A 25427-nucleotide genomic window follows, 5' to 3' on the forward strand; every position below is an offset into this window, starting at 1 on the left:
ATTGGTCTTGTCTATAGGGCAGGCCGTTCATGGTTCGATGGGGCCGCCCAGGCAAGCTCACCGCGAACGGTTTTTCACGGTCGCCCTGCGCTGCTGATTTCAACCCGCCTGCTGGCCCAGCCTCTCCAGCAACCTGGCATGGATCCCGCCAAACCCCCCATTGCTCATGCATACCACTTGGTCGCCGGGCCGCGCCGCGGCAACCACCTGGGCGATCAGCGTGTCGATATCGGGCGCGGTCTGCGCGCGCTTGCCCGGGCCCACGCCCAGGGGCGTGAGCGCGGCCGCCGCATCCCAGTCGAGGCCGGCGGTATGACAGAACACCAGGTCGGCGCTCTCAAGCGACCAGGGCAGCAGTGCCTTCATCGCGCCTAGCTTCATGGTGTTGCTGCGCGGCTCGAACACCGCAAGAATGCGCTGGCCTGCAGACGCGCTGCGGCGCAGGCCGTCGAGCGTGGTGCGTATGGCCGTGGGGTGGTGGGCGAAATCGTCGAACACGGTGACGCCGCGCACCGTGCCGCGCAGCTCCATGCGGCGCTTGACGTTCTGAAAGCGCGCGAGTGCCGCGCAGGCCTGGGCCGGCGTCACGCCCACATGCTGGGCCGCGGCGATCGCGGCCAGCGCGTTGAGCTGGTTGTGCACGCCGCTCAATGCCCATTCGAGCCGTGCGACGGTCCGGCCGCGCTGCAGCACGTCGAACGCATGGGGCTCGCCCTGGGCGCTGAAGTCGCTCACGGCCGAGCCGAAGTCGCAGACGTCGCTCCAGCAACCCTGGTGCAGCACGCGCGTGAGGCTTTCCTCGAGCGCGTTGGTCACGATGCGCCCCGACGAGGGTACGGTGCGCACCAGATGGTGGAACTGGCGCTCGATCGCGGCCAGGTCGTCGAAGATGTCGGCGTGGTCGAACTCGAGGTTGTTCAGAATGGCGGTGCGCGGGCGGTAGTGGACAAACTTGCTGCGCTTGTCGAAGAACGCAGTGTCGTATTCGTCGGCTTCTATCACGAACAGCGGCTCGGCGCCGGCCGGCCCCGGGCCCGTGATGGGGCGCGTGGCCGCGCCCAGCCGCGCGGACACGCCAAAGTCCAGCGGCACGCCGCCGACCAGGAAACCGGGTTGCAGCCCCGCGCATTCGAGGATCCAGGCCAGCATGGAGGTGGTCGTGGTCTTGCCGTGCGTGCCGGCCACGGCCAGCACATGGCGCCCGCGCAGCACATGCTCGCTGAGCCATTGCGGGCCGCTGGTATAGGGCATGCCGGCGTCGAGAATCGCTTCCATCAGCGGGTATTTCGCGCGCCCGTCGGGCAGGCGGGCGCGGCTGACGACGTTGCCGACCACGAACATGTCGGGCTTGAGGCTGATCTGGTCGGCATCATAGCCTTCGATCAATTCGATGCCCAACGCGCGCAGCTGGTCGCTCATCGGGGGGTAGACGCCGGCATCGCAGCCGGTGACGCGGTGGCCCGCTTCGCGCGCGAGTGCGGCGAGTCCGCCCATGAAGGTGCCGCAAATCCCCAATATATGTATGTGCATGGCCCGGGATTCTACGTTTGGCGCGGCGCGGACGGCGCGCTGGCCGGGCGCGGCGCACAAGGGCTTGCAAAAAAGCCGGCGCCGGGCATTTAATGGCACTGGGGCCCGCGCGGGGCCAGGCGTTGCGGCGCAGGGAATCACCGCTCGCATGTCGGGGCGATGGCATGCCGGTATTCTGTCGCCAGGGTCCTGTGGTCGCGCGCTGCGGGAGTTTGTCGGCTTGGCGTTTTTCGGGAGGCTGTATGCAGCAAGACTCACTCATGGATGAAATCGCCCACACCGCCGCGCGCCTGGTAGTCGAAGACGGCCTCGACTGGGGCGCGGCCAAGCGCCGTGCGCTGCGTGAACTGGGCCTGCCCACGCGCACCGCGTTGCCCGACAACGACCGCGTCGAGGATGCGGTGCGTGAATACATTGCGCTGTTTTGCGCCGACACCCAGCCGGCCGAGCTGCGCGCGTTGCGCCGGCTCGCGCTCGAGTGGATGGAGCGCATGGCGCAGTTCCGCCCGCACCTGGGCGGCGCGGTCTGGCGCGGCACGGCCACGCGCCTGTCCGATGTCTATCTGCAGCTGTTTTGCGATGATTGCAAGTCGGCTGAAATCGCGCTGATCAACCACCATGTCGATTACGACCCGAGCACGGTCACGGGCTTTCATGGCGAGGACGTCGAGGCGCTGAGCCTGGGCGTGATGTGCCGCGAACTCGATGTGGTCGTCGGCGTGCACCTGCTGGTCTACGATCTCGACGACCTGCGCGGCGCGCTGCGCCCCGATGCCCACGGCCGCAGTCCGCGCGGCGACGCGAATGCCGTGCGCCGACTTTTGCGTGAAGAAAATGGAACCCATGACGAAGCTATCCAACCAGTCCGCTGATTCTTCCCCTGCAGCCCCTTCCTCGCGCCGGCGCCTGTGGCTGGGCGCGGGCGTGGCCGGTGTGGCCGCCGTTGCCGGCGCCGGCCTGGCCTGGTGGCGGCTTACGCCGGGCGCGGCCCAGCCCGGCGTCGAAGAGGCGCTGTGGCGCCAGCAGTTCACCACGCCCGAAGGCGCACCCCTGCCGATGGCGGCCTGGCGCGGCCAGCCGCTGATCGTGAATTTCTGGGCCACCTGGTGCCCGCCCTGCGTGCGCGAACTGCCGCTGCTGAGCGAATTTGCGGCCCGCAAGGCCACGCATGGCATTCAGGTGGTAGGCTTGGCCGTCGACAAACCGGCGCCGGTGCAGAAATTCCTGCAGCGCCAGCCGCTGGCCTTTCCCGTCGGCATGGCCGCGGAGGGCAGCCAGCTCACGCGCGATCTGGGCAATCTGAACGGGGGACTGCCGTTCACGGTCTTTCTCGGAAGCGATGGGAAGCTGCGGCAACGTAAAATAGGCGAATTGAGCGCGCAGGATCTCGCGCAATGGGCCCAAAGTTAGCCTGCGGCATGCCTTTTTTCCCTAATCTCCCTTGCGATGTTGGTGAAAAATGTGCCTCGAAACGCGAAGTAGGGCGAAATTGGAGTAAATTCGCGCCCTTATTAAGTTTTAGTCGCTGGAGCTCCCATGGATTTGCGAAAACTCAAGACCTTGATCGATCTGGTCTCTGAATCCAACGTGTCAGAGTTGGAAATCACCGAGGCCGAAGGCAAAGTGCGTATCGTCAAGAGCGAAGGCAAGGTGCTGCAGCAGTATGTCGCCGCTCCCGCGGCAGCGCCCGTCGCGCCCGCGCCGGCCGCAGCGCCCGCTGCCGAGCTGCCCGCTCCCGTTGCCGCAGAGACCGGTCATGTCGTGAAGTCGCCGATGGTGGGCACGTTCTACCGCTCGTCGAGCCCGGGTGCCAAGCCGTTTGTCGAGCTGGGCTCCGAGGTCAAGGAAGGCGAGACCATCTGCATCATCGAAGCCATGAAGATCCTCAACGAGATCGAAGCCGACAAGTCGGGCAAGATCACCCGCATCCTGGGCGAAAACGGCCAGGCGGTCGAGTACGGACAACCGCTGTTCGTGATCGAGTGAACGGCGAGCCTGTGATGCTGCGTAAAGCAAAAAGTAGCAGCCGCGCCTGTCGCCCGGCTGAGCCCATGACTGTGGCGTGCGCCCATACGCAGGCACTGCGCTGCGAGGACTTCCATGTTTAAGAAAATTCTGGTGGCCAACCGGGGCGAGATTGCCCTGCGCATCCAGCGCGCCTGCCGCGAGCTGGGTGTCAAGGCCGTGATGGTCTATTCCGAAGCCGACCGTGACGCCAAGTACGTCAAGCTCGCCGACGAAGCCGTCTGCATAGGCCCCGCGCCTTCCCCGCTGAGCTATCTCAGCATGCCGGCCATCATTTCCGCGGCCGAAGTGACCGATGCCGAAGCCATCCATCCCGGCTACGGTTTCCTGAGCGAAAACGCCGACTTCGCCGAGCGCGTCGAGAAAAGCGGCTTCCAGTTCATCGGCCCTACGCCCGAGTCGATCCGCATCATGGGCGACAAGGTCTCGGCCAAGCAGGCCATGATCAAGGCCGGCGTGCCCTGCGTGCCGGGCTCCGACGGCGAACTGCCCGACGATCCGGTGCAGATCCGTCGCATTGCCAAGGCCGTGGGCTATCCCGTGATCATCAAGGCCGCAGGCGGCGGCGGTGGCCGCGGCATGCGTGTGGTGCATACCGAAGCCGCGCTGGTCAATGCCGTGCAGATGACCAAGGCCGAAGCCGCCGCGGCGTTCGGCAATCCCGCGGTGTACATGGAAAAGTACCTGCAGAACCCGCGCCACATCGAAATCCAGGTGCTGGCCGACAAGTTCAAGAACGCGGTCTACCTGGGCGAGCGCGACTGCTCCATGCAGCGCCGCCACCAGAAGGTGATCGAAGAGGCGCCCGCGCCCGGCATTCCACGCCGGCTGATCGAACGCATAGGCGAGCGCTGCGTCGCGGCCTGCAAGAAGATCGGCTACCGCGGTGCGGGCACGTTCGAGTTCCTGTTCGAGAACGGCGAGTTCTACTTCATTGAAATGAACACGCGCGTTCAGGTCGAGCACCCCGTGACCGAAATGATTTCGGGCGTAGACATCGTCAAGACGCAGATCATGGTTGCGGCCGACGAGAAGCTGCCGTTCACGCAGCGCCAGATCGAGCTGCGCGGCCACGCGATCGAATGCCGGATCAACGCCGAGGACGCGTACAAGTTCACGCCGTCTCCCGGCCGTATCACCACCTGGCATGCGCCCGGCGGTCCGGGCGTGCGCGTGGACTCGCACATCTACACGAACTACTTCGTGCCCCCGAACTACGACTCGATGATCGGCAAGCTGATCGTCCACGGCGACACGCGCGAGCAGGCCCTGGCCCGCATGCGCACGGCGCTGCTGGAAACCGTGGTCGAAGGCATCAACACCAACATTCCCCTGCACAAGGATCTGATGGTCGATGCCAAGTTCATGGAAGGCGGCACCAACATCCACTATCTGGAAGAGTGGCTGCAGCTGCGCAATCCCAAGCGATGAGTCAGGCCGCAGGGCTGTGACCGCACATGCTGGCCTCTGGCGACGGAGGCCGGCATTTTCATTTTTACAAGGAACGGCGTCATGTTTGAACTGAGCCTGTTGTGCCCCGAAGACCGGGTGGAAACCATCAGCGATGCGCTGGATGCGCTGGACGCACTGAGCGTGTCGGTCGAAGACGCCGATGCGCAGACCGAGGCCGAGCAGGCCCTGTTCGGCGAACCGGGCATGCCGCCGCCCAAGGATGGCTGGCAGCGCAGCCGTGTGGTCGCACTGTTTCCCACCGAGGAACTCGCGCAGGAAGCGCGCCAGCTGCTGAGTCTGCAGGACTTCTTCGACGGCTGCACGGTGCTGGGCGTGAACAACGTGCCCGAGCAGGACTGGGTGCGCCTGACGCAGTCGCAGTTCACGCCCGTGGACATCACGCCCGAGTTCTGGATCGTGCCGACCTGGCACGACATGCCGGCGGCGGCCAGGGTCAGCATCCGGCTCGACCCGGGCCTGGCTTTCGGCACCGGCACCCACCCCACGACCCGCATGTGCCTGCGCTGGATCGCGCGCCAGCCCGCGGGATCGCTGGGCCGCGTGCTTGACTACGGCTGCGGCTCGGGCATTCTCGCCATAGGCGCGGCCAAGTTCGGCGCCGTCGACATCGACGCGGTGGACATCGATACCGCGGCCGTCGATTCGACGCTGCTCAATGCCCAGGCGAACGAAGTGCAACTGTCCGCGGGACTGCCCGACCAGGCGCGCGGCGAATACGGCACGGTGCTGGCCAATATCCTGGCTTCGCCCCTGAAGGTGCTCGCGCCCCTGCTGTGCGCGCATGTCGCCGCTGGCGGAAACCTGGTGCTCGCCGGTATCCTCGAGCGCCAGGCCGACGAACTCAAACAGGCCTATGCTCCGTGGGTGCAGCTCGAAGTCGCGGACGCCGAGGACGGCTGGATCCTGATGACCGCTGCGCGCTGAGCCCGCTGCGGTCGCCCCACTTTTGACAGGAACTTCCAATGAGCCAGACCACGCGCTGCCCTTCTTGTGGAACGAAGTTCAAGGTGGTGGCCGACCAGTTGCGCATCTCCGAGGGCTGGGTGCGCTGCGGCCAGTGCGAGGAAGTGTTCGACGCGACCCTGACGCTGGAGTCGCCCGGCATGGCCGCGACGGCGCCCGAGGCGCCGGCGCAGGTGCAGCCGCCTGAGCCGGGCGCAGCCGCAGGCTATGCGTTGCCTGCGGCAGTCGAGGACGAGGACGAGGATGATTTGCCGCTGGCCGAAAGCGGGCCCGAGCCGGAACCAGCCACCGCGCCCGAAGACGGGGACCGCATGGCACGCACCGAGCCGGAATTCGACCCCGAGCCGGAAGCTTTCGCGGCTTCAGCGCAAACCACGGAGCCGGCGCAGGAGCTCGAGCCGCAAACGCCACCGGATGCTTTGCCCGAATCCGAATCCGAATCCGAATCCGAATCCGAACCCGAAGCGGACACGGACACGGAATTCGAACCCGCGCTGGACGCCGACGCCGCCGCAAGCATGCCCGCCGATCCGTTCGCGCTGCCCCAGTTGCCCGAGGCCGAGCCCGGTTTCGTGCGCGCGGCGCGGCGCCAGGCATTCTGGCGCGCGCCCGGCGTGCGGATGGCGCTGGGACTGGGCAGCGCGGTGCTGCTGCTGGGCCTGGCGCTGCAGGTCGCGCTGCAGGAGCGCAATGCACTGGCCGCCTGGCAGCCGTCGCTGCGGCCGGCGTTGCAGGGCCTTTGCGCGCTGTCCGGCTGTACGCTGTCGGCGCGCCAGGACATCAGCCAGGTGGTGATCTCGGGCTCGGCCTTCACGCGCACGGCGCAGGCCGACAGCTACCTCTTGAGCCTGACCATAGAAAACCAGGCCGGCACCGAACTCGCCATGCCTGCCGTGGAACTCACGCTCACCGACCTGCAGGACCAACCGGTGCTGCGCCGCGTGCTGCTGCGCGCCGATCTGCAGGCCCCGGCGACGCTCGGTCCACAGGCCGAATGGAGTGTGCGCATTCCGCTGGTCGTTACTGCCACGCCGACGCGCATTGCGGGTTATCGTGCGCTTGTCTTTTATCCCTGATCCTAGGAAAACTCACCGACTATGGCCGCCATCATTTGTGGATCCCTCGCGTTTGACACCATCATGACCTTCGAGGGTCGTTTCGCGGACCAGATCCTGCCCGACCAGTTGCACATTCTCAATGTCTCGTTCCTGGTGCCCACGCTGCGCCGCGACTTCGGCGGCTGTGCGGGCAATATCGCCTACAGCCTCAAGCTGCTGGGCGGCGAGCCGCTGCCGATGGCGATGCTGGGCAGCGACGGCGGCAGTTATCTGGAGCACATGCGCGGCCTGGGCATCTCGACGCGCCATGTGGGCGAGAGCGGCGAGATCTTCACGGCGCAGGCCATGATCATGACCGACACCGACAACAACCAGATCACGGCCTTCCATCCCGGCGCGATGTCGCATGCCCATCTGCTGGAGATCACGGCCGAGACCTCCGCGGCCGTGGGCATTGTCGCGCCCGATGGCCGCGAGGCAATGGTCCAGCATGCGCGCCAGTTCAAGGAAATGGGCATTCCTTTCGTCTTCGATCCGGGCCAGGGCCTGCCGATGTTCAACGGCGACGAGCTCAATGCCTTCATTGATCAGGCCGACTGGATTGCGGTCAACGACTACGAAGCCAAGGTCCTCAGCGACCGCACCGGCATGGACCTCGCGACGCTGTCCCAGCGGGTTCGGGGCCTGGTGGTGACGCTGGGCGCCGAGGGCTGCGAAGTCTGGGAGCAGGGCCGCAGGACGCCGGTCGCGCCGGTCGCTCCCAAGCAGGTGGTCGATCCCACGGGCTGCGGCGATGCCTGGCGTGGCGCGCTGCTGTTCGGTCTCGAAAAGGGCTGGCCTCTGGTGCGCTGCGCCGAACTGGGCAACCGCGTGGGCGCGCTGAAGATCGCAAGCAAGGGCCCGCAGAATTACCTGCTCGACTTTTCTGTGGAATAAGCCACGGTCGTGGCCGTGGGCGCGCTGCGCGTCCAGGGCGGACTTTTCTTTCTGAGCCTGGACGAGCATGGATTCCGTTTCACAGATCGCGCTGGGTTCGGCGCTGGCCATTGCCACCCTCGGGCGGCGCACGGCCGTATGGAAGGCCGCATTGTGGGGGGCTGTCGCGGGAACGCTGCCCGACCTCGATGTGTTCATCGACCACGGCAACGCGCTGGCCAACATGGTCAACCACCGCGGCAACAGCCACTCGCTGCTGTATCTGTTCGGCCTGTCGATTCTGCTGGGCTGGAGCATCGCGCGGCTGCACGGTGAAAGCGCGCACTGGCGCCGCTGGTGGCTGGCGATGGCGCTGGTGCTGGTCACGCACCCGATACTCGACTGGTTCACCATCTACGGCACGCAGTTGCTGCGGCCGTTCTCGACCCAGGCCTATGGGCTGGGAAGTATTTTTGTCATCGACCCCCTCTATACGCTGCCGCTGCTCGTCGGCATCGTCCTGGCGCTGTGCCGCAAGTCGTTCACGGGCCTGCGCGCCAACCAGGTCGGCCTGCTGCTCAGCAGCCTGTACCTGGCCTGGAGCGTGCTCGCGCAGCAGTATGTGACCGGCATCGCGCAGGCCTCGCTTGCGGCGCAGCGCATCGCAGCCCCGCAGTTGCTGGTGACCGCCACGCCGTTCAACACGCTGCTGTGGCGCGCCGTGGCGCTGGGCGACACGCATTACTGGGAAGGCTACTACTCGGTGTTCGACAAGGACCGCGAGATGGTCTGGACACGCCATGACCGTGGCACGGCGCTGCAGGCGCAGTACGCGCCGCAGGCGCCCGCGGTGCAGCAGCTCGCGAACTTTGCCCGGGGCTATGTGAAGCTCGAGCCCGAAGGCGACGAACTGTTCCTCAGCGATCTGCGCATGGGCAGCGAAGGTCGCTACAGCTTTCGCTTTCTGCTGGGCAGCGCCGCGGATCTGGCCGCAGGCCGGGTCAACGTCGAGCAGCAGGCCTTGGAGTTGCCGGTGCGCGAGGCCCTGGGCGAACTATGGCAGCGCATCTGGCGCAAGCCGGGCTGAAGCCACGCAGTTCACGGTGGTGGATGACGCCTGGCGCCGTTGCGGCTTGGCAAGCGTTGCGAGGGCTGTCGATTGCAACGCCCGAGGCTTATCGCCGCCAGAAATTCAGACGTAAAAAAAGCCCGAGGCCTTGCGGCTTCGGGCTTTGGCGAGGAGCGCCATGCCTCAGGGTTTGGTGCCCGTGGGGAAGGGCCATGCGGCTTGCGGGTTCAGCGCGGTCTGTGCCACCGGTGCGGCGACGGCAGCAGGGGCTGCGGCGGCCTTTACCGGCTTCTTTGCAGCAGCCTTTTTCGCAGGAGCAGCAGCCTTGGCGGGAGCGGCGGCCTTGGCGGGAGCGGCGGCCTTGGCAGGTGCAGCGGCCTTCTTTGCGGGCGCAGCAGCCTTGGCAGGAGCGGCAGCCTTTGCAGGAGCAGCGGCCTTCTTGGCAGGAGCGGCAGCCTTCGCAGGGGCAGCGGCCTTCTTCGCGGGTGCGGCGGCCTTCACAGGAGCAGCAGCCTTGGCGGGAGCGGCGGCCTTGGCGGGCGCAGCGGCCTTCTTCGCGGGCGCGGCGGCCTTGGCAGGCGCAGCTGCCTTCTTCGCGGGAGCGGCGGCCTTGGCAGGCGCAGCTGCCTTCTTCGCGGGCGCGGCGGCCTTGGCAGGCGCAGCGGCCTTCTTCGCGGGTGCGGCGGCCTTGGCAGGCGCAGCAGCCTTCTTCGCGGGGGCGGCGGCCTTGGCAGGTGCGGCAGCCTTCTTCGCGGGGGCAGCGGCCTTGGCAGGAGCAGCTGCCTTCTTCGCGGGCGCAGCGGCCTTGGCGGGCGCAGCAGCCTTCTTGGCGGGCGCGGCAGCCTTCACGGGAGCCGCAGCCTTGGGCGCAGCGGCCTTCTTGGCAGGTGCGGCAGCCTTGGGTGCAGCAGCCTTCTTCGCAGGAGCCGCAGCCTTGGCCGAAGCCGTGGACGGCTTGGTCACCGCGGCTTTGGTAGAGGTTGCAGCCGGCTTGGCGGCAGCGGTCTTGGTTGCTGCTGCGGGCTTGGGTGCGGCAGCTTTCTTTGCCGTCGCCGCTGGCTTGGTGCTTGCAGGTGCGGGCTTGGCTGCGGCCTTGGGCGCAGCAGCCTTCTTGGGTGCCGCAGCCTTGGTCACGGTCGTGGCCTTTGCCGCCACTTTCGTGGCGGGTGCTGCCGCTTTTTTCACGGACTCTGCCGGGGTGGCAGTCGAGGCCTTTTTGTCGGCCGTTTTTTTCGCAGTTGCCATCATCTTCTCCTTGGTCGATTTGCACAAAACACTTCGACTGCGCGTGGGCAGGAAGCGATTCATAGCGATGTGGAGTGACGCATCGCAATGAACACGGAATCGCCCCGCGCAGCACCTTGATTCAAAGTGATTTGCTCGGGACGGTAGATGTGTGCCATTGTGCCTGCTGGAGAGCGATTAATCCCAGGAAAGTGCGCCGCCGGTCTGATACTCGATCACACGTGTCTCAAAGAAGTTACGTTCCTTCTTCAAATCGATCATCTCGCTCATCCAGGGGAAGGGATTTTCTTCACCGGGGAACAGCTCTTCCAGGCCAATTTGCGTCGCCCGGCGATTGGCGATGTAGCGCAGGTAGCCCTTGAACATCGACGCGTTCATGCCCAGCACGCCGCGCGGCATGGTGTCTTCTGCATAGGCGTATTCGAGTTCGACGGCCTTGGTGAACAGCGCCTTGATTTCTTCCTTGAACTCGCTGGTCCAGAGGTGGGGATTTTCGAGCTTGAGCTGGTTGATCAGGTCGATGCCGAAGTTGCAGTGCATGGACTCGTCGCGCAGGATGTACTGGTACTGCTCGGCGGCACCGGTCATCTTGTTCTGGCGGCCCAGCGCCAGGATCTGCGTGAAGCCGACGTAGAAGAACAGGCCCTCCATCAGGCAGGCGAAGACGATCAGCGACTTGAGCAGCGTCTGGTCGGTCTCGGGCGTTCCGGTGTGGAAGTTCGGGTCCATGATCGCCTCGATGTACGGGATCAGGAACTCGTCCTTGTCACGGATCGACTTGATCTCGTTGTAGGCGTTGAAGATCTCGCCTTCTTCCAGGCCCAGCGACTCGACGATGTACTGGTAGGCGTGGGTGTGGATGGCCTCCTCGAACGCCTGGCGCAGCAGGAACTGGCGGCATTCGGGCGCCGTGATGTGGCGGTAGGTGCCCAGCACGATGTTGTTCGCGGCCAGCGAATCGGCCGTGACGAAGAAGCCCAGGTTGCGCTTGACGATGCGGCGCTCGTCTTCGGTCAGGCCGTTGGGGTCCTTCCACAACGCGATGTCGCGCGTCATGTTCACTTCCTGGGGCATCCAGTGGTTGGCACAGGTGGCCAGGTACTTTTCCCAGGCCCACTTGTACTTGAACGGCACCAATTGGTTGACGTCGGTCTTGGCGTTGATGATGCGCTTGTCGGCGGCATTCACGCGCTTGAAGGTGGTGGGCGCAACGGCCTGTTCGTCGCCGGCCGGGGCGTTGGGGGAGATGTCGTCGTCGAAGGTCAGCATGGTGTATTCCTGAAATGGGCCGCAATGGGCGGCGCGGCCGGCTAGGCGCTGCCGGCCAGGCGTGGCCGGCATTGCGCGCGGTGGTCCGTGGAGCGAGCCAGCGGATCCCGAGGGCCGGCGTTCGTTCTTATTTTTGCAGAAAGCGTGCGCGACCGGGAGCCGCGCTTTTTGCCACCCCACCGGCTGAAGCCGGTGGGAGGCACAAAGGCCCAGAGTGGTGAGCTCTTACTGGCAGGCCTCGCAGCCCGGGTCGTCGATCGCGCAGAACTTGATGTCCGTCGCGGGCGTGCTGGCCAGGGCGGCGGCAGCGGCTTTTTCAAGCGCGCTGGGTGCTGCGGGCACGGGTGCAGCCGGCGCAGCGGACGAGGACACGGCGTTGAGCGTGCGGCTTTGCACCGTGGACTTCTCGACCTGCGTGGCGCTGGTGGTGCGCAGGTAGTAGGTGGTCTTCAGACCGCGCAGCCAGGCCAGCTTGTAGGTGTCGTCGAGCTTCTTGCCCGAGGCGCCGGCCATGTAGATGTTCAGGCTCTGCGCCTGGTCTATCCACTTCTGGCGGCGCGACGCGGCTTCGACCAGCCATTCGGGCGAGACTTCGAACGCGGTCGCGTACTGGTCCTTGATTTCCTGGGGCACGCGGTCTATGGGGCGCAGCGAGCCGTCGAAATGCTTGAGGTCCATGACCATCACGTCATCCCACAGGCCCAGGCGCTTCAAGTCGCGCACCAGGTAGCCGTTGATGATGGTGAATTCACCCGACAGATTGGACTTGACCGACAGGTTGCCGAACGAAGGCTCGATCGATGCGTCCACGCCAACGATGTTGGAGATGGTCGCCGTGGGAGCGATGGCCACGCAGTTGGAGTTGCGCATGCCGTCGGCCGCGATCTTGCCGCGCAGGCCGTCCCAGTCCAGGCGCATGGAGCGGTCGACTTCGACGTAGCCGCCACGGGCCTTTTCGAGCAGGTTCAGCGTGTCCAGCGGCAGGATGCCCTGGTCCCACAGCGAGCCCTTGAAGGTCGAGTACGCGCCGCGTTCCTTGGCCAGCTCGGTCGACGCCCAGTAGGCGTAGTAGCAGATGGCTTCCATCGACTGGTCGGCGAACTCCACGGCCGGCAGCGAGGCGTAGGGCATGCGCATTTCATACAGCGCGTCCTGGAAGCCCATCAGGCCCAGGCCCACGGGGCGGTGGCGCAGGTTCGAATCCTTGGCCTTCTGCACCGCGTAGTAGTTGATGTCGATCACGTTGTCGAGCATGCGCATCGCCGTGGTGATGGTCCGGCGCAGCTTCTCGTGGTCGAGCTGGCCGTTCTTGATGTGGCGCACCAGGTTGACCGAGCCGAGGTTGCAGACCGCGGTTTCGGTGTCGCTGGTGTTGAGCGTGATTTCGGTGCACAGGTTGGACGAGTGCACCACGCCCACATGCTGCTGCGGCGAACGGATGTTGCAGGGATCCTTGAACGTGATCCAGGGGTGGCCGGTCTCGAACAGCATCGACAGCATCTTGCGCCACAGGTCGGTGGCCGGCAGGGTCTTGTGCAGCTTGAGCTCGCCGCTCGCCGCCTTGGTTTCGTAGGCGGTGTAGGCCTTCTCGAAGTCGGCGCCGAACAGGTCATGCAGGTCGGGCACGTCGGCGGGCGAGAACAGCGTCCACGAACCCTTTTCGATCACGCGGCGCATGAACAGATCGGGGATCCAGTTGGCGGTGTTCATGTCGTGCGTGCGGCGGCGGTCGTCGCCGGTGTTCTTGCGCAGTTCCAGGAACTCCTCGATGTCGAGGTGCCAGGTTTCGAGGTAGGTGCAGACCGCGCCCTTGCGCTTGCCGCCCTGGTTCACGGCCACGGCCGTGTCGTTGACCACCTTGAGGAAAGGCACCACGCCTTGCGATTCGCCGTTCGTGCCCTTGATGCGCGAGCCGAGGGCGCGCACGCGCGTCCAGTCGTTGCCCAGGCCGCCGGCAAACTTCGACAGCAGCGCGTTTTCCTTGATCGATTCGTAGATGCCGTCGAGGTCGTCGGGCACCGTGGTCAGGTAGCAGCTCGACAGCTGCGAACGCAGCGTGCCGCTGTTGAACAGCGTAGGCGTGCTGCTCATGAAGTCGAACGAGCTCAGCAGCTCATAGAACTCGATGGCGCGTGCGTTGCGGTCGGCTTCGCCCAGCGCCAGGCCCATGGCCACGCGCATGAAGAACGACTGGGGCAGCTCGATGCGCGTCTTCTTGACGTGCAGGAAGTAGCGGTCATACAGCGTCTGCAGGCCCAGATAGTCGAACTGCTGGTCGCGTTCGGCCTTGAGGGCCTGGGCCAGGCGCGGCAGGTCGTAGTTGAGCAGCTCGGGGTTGAGCAGTTCGTTGTCGACGCCGTTTTGCACGAAGCCGGGGAAGTAGTCGGCATAGGCCGCGGCCATGTCGGCGGGCGCGACATCGCGGCCCATGACTTCGCGCACGATGGTGTGCAGCAGCAGGCGCGCGGTGGCGTAGGTGTAGTCGGGGTCCTTTTCGATCAGCGTGCGCGCGGCCAGGATGGCGGCCTTGAACACTTCGTCGATCGGCACGCCGTCGTACAGGTTGCGCAGCGTTTCCTGCACGATGGGGTCGGGGCGGATGTCGGCGTTCAGGCCCTTGCAGGCGGCTTCGATCAGCGCCAGCAGGCGTTCGCGGTTGAGCGGCACGCGCTGGCCGTTGTCGGTCACGTGCAGCACGGGCGCGGGAGCCGCCGTGGCCTGGCCGGCCTTCTTCTGCTCGGCGCGTTCCTGGTTGCGGCGCTCGCGGTACAGCACATAGGCGCGGGCGACTTCATGGTGGCCGCCGCGCATCAGGCCGAGTTCGACCTGGTCTTGAATATCTTCGATGTGGAACGTGCCGCCACCCGGACGCGAGCGCACCAGCGCACGCACCACGCCTTGCGTGAGCTCGTCCACCATTTCGCGCACGCTGGACGAGGCCGCGCCCTGGGCGCCGCGCACGGCCAGGAAGGCCTTGGTCACGGCGATGGCGATTTTCTGCGGCGTGAAGTCCACGACATCGCCGCTGCGGCGCATCACGTGGTACTGCTCGGTGGCCGAGTGGGTCGCTGCATCGGCGGACGCAGTGGATACGGGGTTCAACGCTTCTTGCATGGATTCCTCTTGGGCGTTTAAGTCACGCGCAGCGACCGCCATGAAGCTCGTCGCTGCGCAATTGTTAACAGCTGATGCACATGCTGTGCACAAGTTTTTAACACTAAATATGGGGCCTGTGTGTGGTGTTGACCACTACCGGTAGTGTCTTAGTGTAGCGCGGAGCACTACATCCGTGGCGCCAATCGACGCAGTATCCCCAGGCAAAAAGGCAGAAAAGCCAGGACCTGAATCCATGTCAATAGTGTCCGGAAAATGCCAAAACCAATGCGCATGCGGGCTGCGGCGCCATTGCATAGGCGATGCAAGGGGATCCGGCGCGAACGATCATTTTTTGAAAAAAAATGTCAACGTGGCGGAAATCACCGCCCATCGCGAATTCCTGGATTGACGGGGCCGATTCAACCGGGCTGGTCGCTGCCCGGCGGCCAGTCGAGCGCGTTGCCCGCGAGCGCGCCGCGCAGTTGCGGCCAGTCGAAGCCCGGCCCGGGATCGAGCTTGCGGCCCGGCGCAATATGTTCGTGGCCGGCGACATGGCGGATAGGGTAGCGGGCGACGAGGTCGGCGCACAGCCGGGCCAGCGCGGCGTATTGCGCGGCCTCGAACGTTAGCCCTTCGAGGCCTTCGAGCTCTATGCCTATCGAATCGTCATTGCAGTTGCCGCGCCCGCGCCAGCGCGACGCGCCCGCGTGCCAGGCGCGCTGGCCGCAATCGACGAACTGCCAGATAACGCCCGCGCGCGTGATGAAGAAATGCGCCGAGACCTCGATGCCGCGTATGGTCTGGTAATAGGGGTGGGCGTCCCAGTCGAGCTGGTTGGTGAACAGCTGCTGCACGGCGCCCGTGCCGTATTCGCCCGGTGGCAGGCTGATCGAATGCAGCACCACCAGGTCAATGCGCGCGCCTGCGGGCCGCGGCCCGAAGTTGGGCGAGGGCAGGCGGTGCGCGCGCTGGTACCAGCCGCCTTGCCAGCGATCGCCGGCCTCAATCGGCTGGGGGGAGGGCGTCGGGGCTGTCGGTGGCGTCACTGTCATGGGGAGCGGTAATGTTCAGGCGCGCGATGCGGTAGCGGATCTGGCGCAGGCTGATGCCCAGCCTGGCCGCGGTCGCGGTGCGGTTGAAGCCCATTTCATGCAGGGCGCGCACCAGGATGTCGCGCTCCTGCTGGTCGAGCCAGGCCTGCAGGTCCTGGGGCAGGGGAGGGGCGCCGGCGCTGGCCGCTGCTGCGGGCGCGGGCGCCAGCGGGTCGGGCGCGGCGGTATCGAGCGACAGCTGCTGGCCTTCGCTGAGCGTGAGCGCGCGGTGCAGCTGGTTTTCGAGTTCGCGCACGTTGCCTGTCAGCGGCAGCCGTGCGAGCTGCTCGAGCACCTGCGCAGGCAGTTGCGGCACGGCGCAGCCGGTCTCGGCCGCGATGCGCGCGAGCAGCACTTCGCACAGTGCGGGCAGGTCTTCGCGGCGCTCGCGCAGCGGCGGCAGCCGGATCTCGATGACGTTGAGCCGGTAGTACAGATCCTGGCGAAAGCGCCCCGCGGGCACTTCCTGCGCGAGGTCGCGGTGGGTGGCGCTGACGATGCGCACGTCGACCGGCTCTTCCTGGGTCGAGCCCAGCGGGCGCACGCGCCGCTCCTGGATGGCGCGCAGCAGCTTGGCCTGCATGGCCAGCGGCAGGTCGCCGATTTCGTCGAGGAACAGCGTGCCGCCGCGCGCGGCCTGGAAGTAGCCGTTGCGGTCGTGGGTGGCGCCGGTATATGAGCCCTTGCGCGCGCCGAAGAACTCGGCCTCGAGCAGGTTGTCGGGAATCGCGCCGCAGTTGACCGCGATCAACGGGCCATCGGCGCGGTGGCTGCAGGCGTGCAGCGCGCGCGCGACCAGCTCCTTGCCCGTGCCCGACTCGCCCTGGACCAGCACCGGCGCCATGCCTTTGGCGACCTTGAGGATGTTCTGCTTGACCGCGCGCATCGCGGGCGACTCGCCGACCAGCTGCGCGAGCGCGCTTGCCGGGTCGGCCAGGCGGGCGTCGGATTCGCGCCCGCCGCGCGCGCCGCGCGCCGGCGCGCCGGCGCCGGTGGCTGCGGGCCGGTGCACGGCCGAGGCCACGACGGCGCGGAACTGCTTGAGGTCCACGGGCTTGCTCAGGTAGTCGAAGGCGCCGGCGCGCAGCGCTTCGACCGCGTTCTCGGCCGAGCTGTGGGCGGTGATGACCACGCAGCGCTCGGGGCGCTGCTGGGCGCGCAGCTCGTGCAGCAGGTCCAGCCCCAGGCCGTCGGGCAGGCGCATGTCGGTGAGCACGGCGTCGAAACGCCGGGCCTGCAGTTGCGCGCGCGCGTCCTGCACGCTCTCGGCGGTTTCCACGCGGTAGCCTTCGCGCAGCAAAGTCAGCTCATAGAGCGTGCGCAGGTCGGGCTCGTCATCGATGACCAGGATGGAAGCAGCAATGTCAGGCATGGGGCTCAGGTGTCAGACGACGATGGTGTCAAGGCGGTACGAAGGCGTACCCAGGACGGCGGTGGGATAGAACACCAGCGTGAAGGCATTGCCTTCGACGCTGCCGCGCGTGGTGGTGCGCGCCAGCCGCTGGTAGCCCAGGCGCGCGCCGTAGCGCTCGCACAACTCCCGGCATATATAGAGGCCCAGGCCGGTGGACCGGCTCTGTGACGAGAAGAAAGGCTCGAACAGGTGGCGCTGCACCGAGGCATCGAGCGGAGCGCCGTCGCTCCAGACCTGCAGCCAGACCTGGGTGCCCACGGGCGGGGCGATGCCAGGCAAAGGGGCCATGCCCGCATGGCCGGTGTGCAGTTGCAGGCCGTCGGCGGCGGCGCTGCGAAAACGCTGGGCGTTGTCCAGCAGGTTGACGAGCACACGCCGCAGGTGCTCGGCATCGAAGGCCACGAGCGCCTGGTCCGCCTGCAGCGCTACCAGCCCCTGGCGCGCGGCGGCCTCGCCGGCGGGGGCCCCGATGGCGGGCCCCTGCGCACTCCATTCCTGCCAGATGGCTTCGACCTGGTCGTCCAGCGGCAGGGCGCTGGCCTCGGCCGCATGGATCTGCTGCTGCACGCGCGCGATGTCGAGCACTTCCTCGGCGATGCGCGCCAGGCGCTGGGCATTGTGGGCGACCATCTGGCTCAGGCGCTGCTGGCCCGGGTCGCTCAGGTCTTCGGCGAGCAGCGCATTGGCCTGGCTGATGGCGGCCAGTGGGTTGCGGATTTCATGCGCGACCGCGGCCGACATGCGGCCCATGGCAGCGAGTTTCTCGGTGCGCAGCCGTGCCTGCATCTCGCGCAGGTCATGCAGGAACACCACGCACCACTGCGCCGGCAGGGTTTCGCCGGCCAGCGGCGCAGCGTCCAGCGGGCTCGTGAGCCAGGTGCGCACATGCAGGCCCAGGGGGTTGTGGTCGGCGTGCACCAGGTCCATGTCCGCGGTCAGCGCGGCGCCGCTGGCGAAAGTCTGCTCGACCAGCGTGGCCAGCGGCGCATTGCCGGCACTGGCCGTGAGCGCAAACGGCGGCTGCAGGCCGGCGGCGCAGTCGAGCAGCAGCAGCGCTGCGGGGTTGGCGGTATGCACCAGGCCCTGGCGGTCGATGGCCAGCACGCCATCGTCGAGGTGGTGGATGATGAGGTGGTTGACCTGCTCCTGCAGATGGGCCGCCTGGCGGCTTTGCAGCGCAAGCTGCTGCTCACGCTGCAGGCGCTGCGCCAACTGGTGCGTGAGGTAGGCCATCAGGAAGTAGCCGGCACAGGTCAGTGCCGTCTGGAAATACTGCTGCGTGAGGTCCGTCAGGCCATGGCGGCCGTTCCAGCCGGTCCAGCCCAGCAGCAGCAAGGTGACGCTGGCGGTGGTCGCGAAGGCCAGCAGCAGCGTGCCCAGCGCCGAGGCCATGAGAATCGGCAGCGCCAGCAGCGGCGCGTAGTTCATCGGACTGGTCTGCTGCAGCTGCAGCACGCAGACCACGGCGATGTCGACGCCGATCAGCGGCAGCCAGTGCCAGCCGACCTGGGGCGGCGGCGGCGTGCGGCGCCCGGCAATGCGCGTGAACACCGTCAACGCCAGATAGACCGCGCACACCGCCCAGAGCAGCGGTGCTATATGGTTTTGCACCGTGAGGCTCAGCCCCTGCAGCGCGAGCAGCACCACGGCGACGAGCACGCGGCCATTGAGAAAGCCATTCCACAGGCGCAGCACCTGTGGCTCGGCCAGGAAGGGGCGGGGCGGGGCCATGGCCAGGGCGCAGCGCCGGTTCAGGCCGGGCCTTGCGCGCGGTGCTCGGCGCTGCAGTAGTACTCGGGCCGGGGCGATGCGCCCAGTACGAGGGCATCGCTGCGCGGCAGGTGCAGCCCGCAGTGGGCACAGGCCACCATGTCCTGGGGCGGTTGCAGCCGGTTTTCGCGGCGTGGGGCAGGACGCTGCGCCTTGAGGTGCTCGACGCGGCGGCGCTTGCGCCAGACGCCCACGGCGATCACGATCACCAGCAGGACCAACAGATACTTCATCAGAGTGCGCGTGAAACCTCGGCATTCATGCCGGGGAGGTAGAGCGCCGGATGCGAAGCATCCGATGCTTTTGGCCTTACCTGATCACGTTTTGTGTGATTGGCCGGGTTAAGAAAATAGCCATACCCGTCGTTCCTTTGAACGATACGGCAGTGTCTGTAGTGGATTCCCTGCACCACCGCTGAAACGCCAGCTTGGTGCGATTGGATGTTGAAATTGCCTGACGCACGAACCGCCACGCGGCCCCAGTGCACGCCGGCCTTGAGACCTTTGGGTACATCCGCGCGCACCATGTCGCCCGTGGCAAAGTCGTGGACGCGCTTGCTGCGCATGAGGTAACCCCTGGGGAAACCGAATTTATCCAGGCGCGTGCGTTGGTAGCTGCCGCGGCCCATCGCCTTCAAGGCCAGGGTCGGGCGATCCCAGTTTTCAATGGAGTGGACCTGGCCCACGCAGGCCGCGTCCAGCGCATGGGTTTTGGGCACACCCAGCGCACTGCGGTTGAATTTGGTCCGCCCGCCCGAGGCCAGCTCCACGGGCAGGCCCGTAGCCTGCAAGGCGTTTGCCAGTGCCCGGCGCGTGGCGTTGACGGCTGCCGCATCGCGCAGCGGCTTTTGGGCCTGCGCAAGAATGGCGTTTAGTCGCTTGTGGTCCTGGGCCAGAAAATCCTCCACGCTGCGCGCCGCTTTTTTCTGATTGCAGCAGGCGCAGGCCAGGGTCAAGTTGGAGGCACGGTTGCTGCCGCCATGGGCCCTGGCCCGGATGTGTTCGATCTGCAGGGGCAGATTCCTGGCGCCGCAGTAGGCGCACTGGCGGCCCCATTTTTCCAGCAGGTACTCGCGCAGTTCGTAGCCGAACAGCGTGCCTTGCTGGTATTCGATGCCTTCAATCTCAGGATTTTGCAGCGCTTGCATGTCGAAGCGCACAAGCTCCGAGCTGATGGCACGCACGGGTGCCCAGCGCTGGATGCGCCGAACCCAGGCCATGGTCGTGTCCACGCGGTGCTGCAGCGATGGGGCGAGCCTGCCAGTCTTGTCGCCGCCCCGGTTCAGAAATCTTGGAGCGCGATAGCGCAGATTGCTGCGACGCCGACGGCGCATCTGACGGCGCGCCGTCATGGCCTCGGAAATCTGCCGGCCGCGGTGGACCAACTCCAACAGGTTCAGCGCGGCTACGCCCAGCTGGACTTCGCCAGTCAAAGCGTCCACTGCCGCCACCTCGCGGACCAGCGCGAGCCCCGTAGTCTTGCTCCCCGGGTCGATTTTCAGACGCAGAGGCTGGAATTCGCAGTCGCCGGCCTGACGGTCGACCAGTCGGACGACCATAGGCAGGAGGCGATGCACGCGCGCCCGGCCGCGGTCCAGCAACAGCCGGGCGCGCTTTTCGGTGCACGGCATCAAAGCCTTGCCATGGATGTCCAACACAAAAACCGCCACATCGACTCCTGATCAAAACCCCTGCAATCTGTGCAGCCAGGCTGTCTTTCCAGCAGTCAGCCCTTACGGGCCTGGTGACGGGGCGCGTGATTTCTCACGAACCCGCTCCCCTCGGGAATGTCGACAACCGGCTCCAGCCCTTGCGGGCTGCGATCCAGACCTTCGGACCTTTACCTTTGTCCTGCATGATCCGGACCTTGCAGAGCAGCGAACTGAGGAAGCATTCGCTGGTGCGTCTGAACGACCTGTTATCGACGCAGCGGGTTGGGTACCGCTTTCCCTGGTCAATCTGGCTTGATTCCTTTCAGTTCCAAGCCCCGTCCTTTAGGGCGGGGTAATTGACGAATACTCCCGTGTAACAAGCCTTGATGCTAGGGCCTGAAGCGACAGACGCAGGTAACGGGATGTGCGCCCCTCATGCAAGGTAGCGCTCGGCAAGCTGCGCGCGCGCCGCGCGGTCCATGCCCAGCACTTCGGCCAGATACCGGTCCATGCCGCCATGGTCGCGGTCGACCAGGTCCATCGCAGCGTCGAGAAACGGTTCCTGCACGCGCCACAGCACTTCCAGCACTTCCTCGGGCAGGCGCCCGGCGACCGTGGCGGGCGGGCGCTGGTAGTGCGCATTGGTCAGCAGATAGTCTTCCATCACCTGCTCGCGCGAAACGCCCAGTGCATGCAGGATCAGCGCCGCGGCCCAGCCCGTGCGGTCCTTGCCCGCCGTGCAGTGGAACACCAGCGGCGCATCGCTTTGCAGCAGCAGTTGGAACAGGCGCGCGAAGCGGTCGGCATTGAGCTGCACGAAGCTGCGGTAGGTGTCCTTCATCAGCCCCACGGTATCGGCGGCCGTCATCCGGTGGCCGGCCGCAAGCAGCTCCTGGGTGCGCTGCACCACGGTGGGTTCGACCATGAAGGCGTGGCGCTGAAACTGCGGCCAGGCATAGCTTTGCGCCGTGCACTCGTTGACCCCGCGAAAGTCCACGCTATGGCCTATGCCCAGCCCGGCCAGCGCCTGCAGATCGGCGGCCGACAGCCCGGCCAGATGGTCGGAGCGGAAAAGCCGCCGCCATTGCAGGCTGCGGCCGTCGGCCGTGGTGTAGCCGCCGAGGTCACGGAAGTTGCTGCTGCCTTCGAGGCGCAGCACACGGGCCGGCATGCCGGGCGGAAGCGGGGAAGCATTCGTAAGGGCCATAGGCCACAGCGTAGCGCATTGCGCGCGCCACCGTGTGTACCTTAGATGACTCCCGCGCCGTCAGGCGAGATGCTTGCCCACAATGCCGGCAAGCTCGAACATCGTGATCTGGTCCTTGCCGAACACCGGCAAAAGCCTGGCATCGGCGTTGATCGCGCGCTTGTTGGTCGCGTCCTGCAGGTTGTTGGCCTTGACGTAATCCCAGACCTTCTTGATGACTTCGGTGCGCGCGACCATGTCGGCGCCAATCACCGCCGCGAGCTCGGCGCTGGGAGTGAGGTTGGACGCCACCTTGCGCGGTGCCTTGACCGCGGCGGTCTTGGCCGCTGCAACCTTCTTCGCGGCGGGCGCCTTCTTCACGGCCGCGACCTTCTTGGCCGCTGGCGCCTTCTTCGCTGGCGCACCCGCGGTCTTGCGCGCCGGGTATTTCGAATCGCGCTTCTCGAACTCGAAATTCACCTTGCCCTCGGTCGCATCCCAGACCAGAAAGGCCTTGAACGCGCGGCGCGTGCGGTTGGAGACGAATTTCTCGAGCAGATCGGTCTTGCCCGTGGACAGCAGCTTGACCATCTGCTCGCGCTCGATCGGCTGCTGCAGGATGATCTGGCCGCTCTTGAAGTCGCAGCTGGGCGCGGCCTGGGCCAGCGTGGGCACGGCCTTCGAGCAGACATAGTTGCTGCCATGCTCGAACACCGGCGCGCCGCACTTGGGGCATGGGCCCAGCGGCTGCTGGCTCGCGAAATCGACGATCTCGCCCGAGTCTTCGGAGTTCGCATCGTCACCGAAATCGAACTCGAGCTTGTAGTTGTTGTTGTCCTCGTCGCGCACGATGGCGACTTCGGCAACGAACGGCCAGCCGGCCTTGGAGCGAAAGCCGTCGAGCGGGCCTATGCGCCGGTCGCGCAGCAGGCTTTCGGCCTCGTGCGATTCGAACGTGCGCCCGGCCGGCGACTTGGTGAACGAGAAGCCGCAGCCGGCCTGCTTGCCGTCGGCGCCCGTGCAGGCGTAGCGGCGGTAGTTTTCCTTGACCACGCCCGAACAGTTGGGACAGGGCGTGGCCAGCGTCGCGTAGTCGCCGGGAATGGTGTCGCGGTCGTATTCCTTGGCCTTCTTGACCAGGCGCTCGGTCATGACCGCGATTTCCTGCATGAAGGCTGCGCGCGAGAGCTGGCCCTTTTCCATCTGCGAGAGCTTGTACTCCCACTCGCCGGTCAGATCGGCGCGCGACAGCTCCTCGACGCCCAGGCCGCGCAGCAGCGTCATCAGCTGGAAGGCCTTGGCCGTGGGAATGAGCTCGCGGCCTTCGCGCAGCATGTACTTTTCGGTCAGCAGGCCTTCGATGATGGCCGCGCGCGTGGCAGGCGTGCCCAGGCCTTTTTCCTGCATCGCCGAGCGCAGTTCCTCGTCCTCGACCTGCTTGCCCGCGCTTTCCATCGCGCCCAGCAGCGTCGCTTCCGAATAGCGCGCCGGCGGCTTGGTCTTCAGGCCCTTGGGGTCGACAGCCTGCGCCAGCGGCTGCTCGCCGGGCTGCACCGGCACCAGGTTCTGGCCCTTGTCGCCTTCCTTCGCATCCTCGACTTCGTGCGCGGCTTCCTTGCCGTAGATCGCCAGCCAGCCCGGCTTGACCAGCACCTTGCCTTCGGTCTTGAAGTGGTTGTTTTCGACGCGGCTGATGCGCGTCGTGACCTGGTGCTCGGCGCTGGGGAAGAACACCGCCATGAAGCGGCGCACCACGAGGTCATAGAGCTTTTGCTCGGCCTCGCTCAGGCCGCTGGGCGCCTGGGTGGTCGGAATGATGGCGAAGTGATCCGAGACCTTGCTGTTGTCGAAAATGCGCTTGGTCGGGCGCACGTAATTGTTCGTGATCGCCTGCTGGGCAAACGGCTCGAGGTGGCGCATGCCGCTCTTGGCGAGCATCTCGAAGGTCTGCTGGGCCACGGGCAGATAGTCTTCGGGCAGCGCGCGCGAATCGGTACGCGGGTAGGTCAGTGCCTTGTGGCGCTCGTAGAGGCTTTGCGCGATCGACAGCGTGGTCTTGGCCGAGAAGCCGAACTTGCCGTTGGCTTCGCGCTGCAGGCTGGTCAGGTCGAACAGCAGCGGCGAAGCCTGGGTCGTGGGCTTGCTTTCCTCGGTCACCACCGCGGGCTTGCCGCGTGCGGCCTGCGCGATGGCCTGGGCTTCGGCCAGGCTCCAGACGCGGTCGGCGCGCATTTCAGCGTCTTCGTTTTTCTTCCACTGCGGGTTGAACCACTTGCCCAGGTACGCGCCGGCCTGGGCGCCGAACGTGCCGTGGATTTCCCAGTAATCGCGGCTGACGAACTTGCGGATCTTTTCCTCGCGCTCGACCACCACCGACAGCGTGGGCGTCTGCACCCGGCCCACGGTGGTCAGGAAGAAGCCGCCGTCGCGCGAATTGAACGCCGTCATGGCGCGCGTGCCGTTGATGCCCACCAGCCAGTCGGCTTCGGAGCGGCTGCGCGCGGCGTCGGCCAGGCCCTGCATCTGCTCGTTGCTGCGCAGGCTCTCGAAGCCGGCGCGTATCGCCTGGGGCGTCATCGACTGCAGCCACAGGCGCTGCACCGGCTTCGCCAAAGGCTTGGCGCCGCCCGCGTACTGCTCGATCAGGCGAAAGATCAGCTCGCCTTCGCGGCCCGCGTCACAGGCGTTGATCAGTTTGGTCACGTCCTTGCGCTTGGCCAGGCGCACCACGGCGTTGAGGCGGCTCTTGGTCTTGTCGACGGGCTTGAGGTCGAAAAATGGCGGAATCACCGGCAGGTTGGCGAAGCTCCACTTTCCGCGCTTGACGTCGAACTCCTCGGGGGCCTGGATTTCGACCAGGTGACCCACGGCGCTGGTCACCACATAGGTGTCGCTCTCGAAATGGTCATCGTGCTTTTCAAACTTGCCCGCGACCGGGGTCAGTGCGCGAACAATGTCCTGCGCCACGGAAGGCTTCTCGGCAATCACCAGTGTTTTTGTCATTGTGTGTTCTCGTCATTTCAAGCGACCGCCCTCCAGGGTCGGCGAGCGCTTCTACAATCCATTCCTACGCGTGCACGCGCACGCGCATGTGTGCATATTCAAAGTATCAGAGATTCCAATGTCCCGCACCCAGCCCCCCGCTCCGTCCACGCCGGCACAGCGCCGCATACAGGCCCGGCGCTCCGGCGTCCACGGCAAGGGTGTCTTTGCCGTGCAGGATATTGCCGAGGGCGAAGTCCTCATTGAATACACGGGTGAAATCATCTCCTGGCAGCAGGCCCAGGACCGTCACCCGCACGACCCGCTGCAGCCCAACCACACGTTCTATTTCCACGTCGACGAAGACCGCGTGATCGACGCCAACTTCGGCGGCAATTCCTCGCGCTGGATCAACCACAGCTGCAACCCCAACTGCTATACCGATGAGCGCGAAGGCCGTATCTTCATCACCGCGCTGCGCAACATCGCCGCGGGCGAGGAACTCAACTACGACTACGGCCTGATGCTCGAGGAGCGCTATACGGCCAGGCTCAAGGCCGAGTACCCCTGCTACTGCGGCGCGGCCAACTGCCGCGGCACGCTGCTCGCGCCCAAGCGCGGCTGGCGCCCGCCCATGCCCGAGACCGCGCAGCCCACGCCCCGCAAGGGCCCCAACGCATGACCCTGCCC

At 66.1% G+C, this 25427-nt stretch carries 22 protein-coding genes; 10 read left to right on the forward strand and 12 right to left on the reverse strand.

Features of this window, described 5'->3' with window-relative positions:
• Positions 1-99: 99 nt before the first annotated feature.
• Complete coding sequence (gene mpl, locus GVL12_RS09775; protein WP_159913317.1) at positions 100-1530, reverse strand: UDP-N-acetylmuramate:L-alanyl-gamma-D-glutamyl-meso-diaminopimelate ligase; 1431 nt, start codon at positions 1528-1530, stop codon at positions 100-102.
• A gap of 260 nt (positions 1531-1790) precedes the next feature.
• Here mpl and GVL12_RS09780 point away from each other — a divergent pair, with 260 nt between their 5' ends.
• From GVL12_RS09780 to GVL12_RS09815, 8 genes are all read left to right on the forward strand, one after another.
• On the forward strand, positions 1791-2402 hold the full coding sequence (locus tag GVL12_RS09780; RefSeq protein WP_200843634.1) for a hypothetical protein: 612 nt from the start codon (positions 1791-1793) through the stop codon (positions 2400-2402).
• On the forward strand, positions 2374-2940 hold the full coding sequence (locus tag GVL12_RS09785) for a TlpA disulfide reductase family protein (protein ID WP_159913321.1): 567 nt from the start codon (positions 2374-2376) through the stop codon (positions 2938-2940). The genes GVL12_RS09780 and GVL12_RS09785 overlap by 29 nt, the downstream gene beginning before the upstream one ends.
• Before the next feature lie 126 nt (positions 2941-3066).
• Positions 3067-3516, forward strand: coding sequence for an acetyl-CoA carboxylase biotin carboxyl carrier protein (gene accB / locus GVL12_RS09790; RefSeq protein ID WP_159913323.1), 450 nt, complete (start codon positions 3067-3069; stop codon positions 3514-3516).
• 114 nt (positions 3517-3630) lie between these two features.
• Positions 3631-4986, forward strand: coding sequence for an acetyl-CoA carboxylase biotin carboxylase subunit (gene accC / locus GVL12_RS09795; RefSeq protein WP_159913325.1), 1356 nt, complete (start codon positions 3631-3633; stop codon positions 4984-4986).
• Positions 4987-5067: 81 nt separating this feature from the next.
• Entirely contained in the window at positions 5068-5952 is an 885-nt protein-coding gene (gene prmA, locus GVL12_RS09800) for a 50S ribosomal protein L11 methyltransferase (protein ID WP_159913327.1), read from the forward strand.
• A 38-nt stretch (positions 5953-5990) separates the two neighbouring features.
• Entirely contained in the window at positions 5991-7067 is a 1077-nt protein-coding gene (locus tag GVL12_RS09805) for a zinc-ribbon and DUF3426 domain-containing protein (protein ID WP_159913365.1), read from the forward strand.
• Positions 7068-7130: 63 nt separating this feature from the next.
• Entirely contained in the window at positions 7131-7985 is an 855-nt protein-coding gene (locus tag GVL12_RS09810) for a carbohydrate kinase family protein (RefSeq protein WP_200843635.1), read from the forward strand.
• A 67-nt stretch (positions 7986-8052) separates the two neighbouring features.
• Positions 8053-9051, forward strand: a complete 999-nt coding sequence (locus GVL12_RS09815; protein WP_159913331.1) for a metal-dependent hydrolase — start codon at positions 8053-8055, stop codon at positions 9049-9051.
• Positions 9052-9216: 165 nt separating this feature from the next.
• Here GVL12_RS09815 and GVL12_RS09820 read toward each other — a convergent pair whose 3' ends face one another.
• On the reverse strand, positions 9217-9996 hold the full coding sequence (locus GVL12_RS09820) for a hypothetical protein (protein WP_200843636.1): 780 nt from the start codon (positions 9994-9996) through the stop codon (positions 9217-9219).
• On the opposite strand from GVL12_RS09820, the gene GVL12_RS26280 reads away from it, so the two are divergent.
• Complete coding sequence (locus GVL12_RS26280) at positions 9968-10369, forward strand: hypothetical protein (RefSeq protein ID WP_200843637.1); 402 nt, start codon at positions 9968-9970, stop codon at positions 10367-10369. The two genes, GVL12_RS09820 and GVL12_RS26280, sit on opposite strands and share 29 nt — an antisense overlap.
• An 86-nt stretch (positions 10370-10455) precedes the next feature.
• On the opposite strand, the gene GVL12_RS09825 is transcribed toward GVL12_RS26280, so the two are convergent.
• The 10 genes from GVL12_RS09825 to GVL12_RS09865 all read right to left on the reverse strand — a co-directional run bounded on the left by GVL12_RS09825 (position 10456) and on the right by GVL12_RS09865 (position 24758).
• Positions 10456-11547, reverse strand: a complete 1092-nt coding sequence (locus GVL12_RS09825) for a ribonucleotide-diphosphate reductase subunit beta (RefSeq protein WP_159913335.1) — start codon at positions 11545-11547, stop codon at positions 10456-10458.
• Positions 11548-11772: 225 nt separating this feature from the next.
• Positions 11773-14661, reverse strand: a complete 2889-nt coding sequence (locus tag GVL12_RS09830) for a ribonucleoside-diphosphate reductase subunit alpha (protein WP_159913337.1) — start codon at positions 14659-14661, stop codon at positions 11773-11775.
• Positions 14662-14899: 238 nt separating this feature from the next.
• On the reverse strand, positions 14900-15034 hold the full coding sequence (locus GVL12_RS26875; protein WP_306770589.1) for a hypothetical protein: 135 nt from the start codon (positions 15032-15034) through the stop codon (positions 14900-14902).
• Between the two features lie 28 nt (positions 15035-15062).
• Entirely contained in the window at positions 15063-15695 is a 633-nt protein-coding gene (ampD, locus tag GVL12_RS09835) for a 1,6-anhydro-N-acetylmuramyl-L-alanine amidase AmpD (protein WP_159913339.1), read from the reverse strand.
• Positions 15646-17106: a sigma-54 dependent transcriptional regulator gene (locus GVL12_RS09840; RefSeq protein ID WP_159913341.1), complete on the reverse strand. Its 1461-nt coding sequence runs from the start codon at positions 17104-17106 to the stop codon at positions 15646-15648. The genes ampD and GVL12_RS09840 overlap by 50 nt, the downstream gene beginning before the upstream one ends.
• A 12-nt stretch (positions 17107-17118) precedes the next feature.
• Entirely contained in the window at positions 17119-18879 is a 1761-nt protein-coding gene (locus GVL12_RS09845) for an ATP-binding protein (protein ID WP_159913343.1), read from the reverse strand.
• 20 nt (positions 18880-18899) lie between these two features.
• Entirely contained in the window at positions 18900-19151 is a 252-nt protein-coding gene (locus GVL12_RS09850) for a PP0621 family protein (RefSeq protein ID WP_159913345.1), read from the reverse strand.
• Positions 19151-20587, reverse strand: a complete 1437-nt coding sequence (iscB, locus tag GVL12_RS09855; RefSeq protein WP_159913347.1) for an RNA-guided endonuclease IscB — start codon at positions 20585-20587, stop codon at positions 19151-19153. Before iscB ends, GVL12_RS09850 begins: the two co-directional genes overlap by 1 nt.
• Positions 20588-21002: 415 nt before the next feature.
• Entirely contained in the window at positions 21003-21740 is a 738-nt protein-coding gene (locus GVL12_RS09860) for a tyrosine-protein phosphatase (protein WP_200843640.1), read from the reverse strand.
• A gap of 96 nt (positions 21741-21836) precedes the next feature.
• Positions 21837-24758 carry a DNA topoisomerase III gene (locus GVL12_RS09865; protein ID WP_159913351.1) on the reverse strand — a complete coding sequence of 974 codons (2922 nt, stop codon included), beginning with the start codon at positions 24756-24758 and terminating at the stop codon, positions 21837-21839.
• Between the two features lie 118 nt (positions 24759-24876).
• On the opposite strand from GVL12_RS09865, the gene GVL12_RS09870 reads away from it, so the two are divergent.
• On the forward strand, positions 24877-25419 hold the full coding sequence (locus GVL12_RS09870) for an SET domain-containing protein (protein WP_159913353.1): 543 nt from the start codon (positions 24877-24879) through the stop codon (positions 25417-25419).
• Positions 25420-25427: the final 8 nt, after the last annotated feature.

This window comes from Pantoea sp. 18069 (genome assembly GCF_902706035.1).
Taxonomy (GTDB): domain Bacteria; phylum Pseudomonadota; class Gammaproteobacteria; order Burkholderiales; family Burkholderiaceae_C; genus Comamonas.